This is a genomic window from Haloferula sp. A504, from assembly GCF_044385805.1.
Taxonomy (GTDB): domain Bacteria; phylum Verrucomicrobiota; class Verrucomicrobiia; order Verrucomicrobiales; family Akkermansiaceae; genus Haloferula.
Genome location: NZ_JBISBU010000135.1, coordinates 1 through 1,901 on the forward strand (window position 1 = coordinate 1; position 1,901 = coordinate 1,901).

The 1,901-nt window shown below is 62.3% G+C and carries 1 protein-coding gene; it reads right to left on the minus strand.

Annotation, left to right across the window (positions count from 1 at the left end):
* Positions 1-944: 944 nt before the first annotated feature.
* On the minus strand, positions 945-1,901 hold a 957-nt coding region (locus tag ACG2LG_RS23775; RefSeq protein ID WP_396263349.1), incomplete at its 5' end, for a tyrosine-type recombinase/integrase.

Here is a 1,901-nt window from a genome sequence, read left to right on the forward strand (position 1 = left end):
TCAGCCCCTGGATGCGCCAGGTGTAGAGTTGGCGGGGCCGGATGCGGAGGTATTCGCAGGCTTCGAGGTCGGTCAAAAGCCGGTCGGCACGGCGGGCGGAATCAGGTTGCTTGGACATGCCACCGGCCGCGTGTCAACTTGCGCGGGCTGCCGAAGGGTGGATTTCATTGCGCAATGAGATTCCCGGCGGGGAAATCCGTGAACGTTCACAAGTTTCCGGGGGCGGGGGAATTTTCTTTGCGCAAAGAGATTTGGGCGCGATGAGCGGGGATGGCCGACCTCTGAGGCGGAATGTCGTTCCGTAACGACAATTGAGGGCCGGACGACCTGGCGAGGTCGGACCGATTTTTGATACCGGGATCAAAAACGGGCCTCTACCAGCCGGATCCAGCAGGGTTTCTTGGAGGGCGCCAAGAAGATTGTGTGGACGCCCAAACAATTCGAGGTCTGCGGCTCAGTTGTCCTGTCGGCAGGACGGGCTTCGAGGTGGCTCATGCGGCAATTTTCATGTTGGCATGAAAAACCGGGGCACCATCGACTGCCGGGAATCTACTTACGGAAGTAGATTCTGCCGCCCCGATGCTGTGGCCCGGGCCGGGAAGCGTTGTTGTATGACAACCATTTGTCCGCACGCGCAGACAATCGGCGGGGTTCAAATTCCAGCGGTCGATGAAATGAACCCGGCCCAGGCCTCGCCGATCTGACCTGCAAGACTGCAGCGAGGTGCGTCAGTTTTGCTTACTTAGGCAAAAAGGGGTGCCGGAATCCGGGCCCGGCGAGCTAGCAAATCTCATTGCGCCATGAGAATTGCAGGTCGGTTGGCGCGATTTTCCTGACAACAGGAAACTTCGTTCCGGAAAGAGAATTTCTCCTGCCGGCGGGAGATTTTCTGGCCGGCCAGAAGAACGGGACAATCTTAGAACGATCTAAGAACTGCCTCACCCTCACCCCGCCTTCCTGCGGTGCGCCTCGATGGCCCGCCGGATCCGCTCCCGGATCGGCCAGGGGAGTTCCTTCGGCACCCAGCCCTCCGGCGGCGTGATCGCGAACCATGCCTTCGCCGAATCCTCGTCGACCACCGCCCGGTAGTGGCGGAAGATCATCTTCGGGGAATTGCCGGCCTCCAGAGCCGTGCGGGCGACGTCCCCGGTCTCCGCTACCCGGTAGCTGATGAAGGAGTGTCTGAGCCCATTCTGACGCCATCCACCCGGGATTCCGGCTTTCACCGCTACGTCGCCGAGCGCCCCCGAGGAATCCTGGATCGGGACGACCGGCCCCTGCTCGTCGCGCCACGGGGCAAGCCATGCCTTGAGGTTCTCGCTGAGCGGCACCAACCGGCGGGCCCGGTTCTTGGCGATGCGGCCGGAGATCTCGATGTGGCCCCGATCCCACTTGATGTCCTCCCACCGCAGCTTGCAGATCTCGGCGTTGCGGATCCCGGTGAAGGCCCCGATCGCCATCAGCGGGAGGATCCGTGCATGGGCGGCGAGCAGGAGCTTCTCCATTTCCTCCGGCGTGAAGATCTCGATCTCCTTTTCCGGCACCTTGAAGGTCTCGCTGAGCTCGGCCGCCGTCTTCCGGTCCGGGTCGATGTAGCCCTGCTTCTTGGCGAAGGAGAACATCGTCACGATCGTCCGCCGCAGACAGTTTTTCGAGACCGGGGCCAGCGTGGTGAGGCTGGTCAGGAACCCGTTGATGTCGGCCACCGTGATCTCGGAGATCTGTCCGGACAGACGTTCCGTGAAGCGCTTGAGGTTCTGCCGGCAGGAATTCACGTAGGCCTGGCTGACCCCGCTCGCGGCACGTGAGGCGACGAACTCCTCGGCGACCTCGGCGGTGGTGCGGGAAGGGAAGTTGTTCTGCTGGGCTTCGGCGTGACCTTTGACCGCCTCGCACAGGGG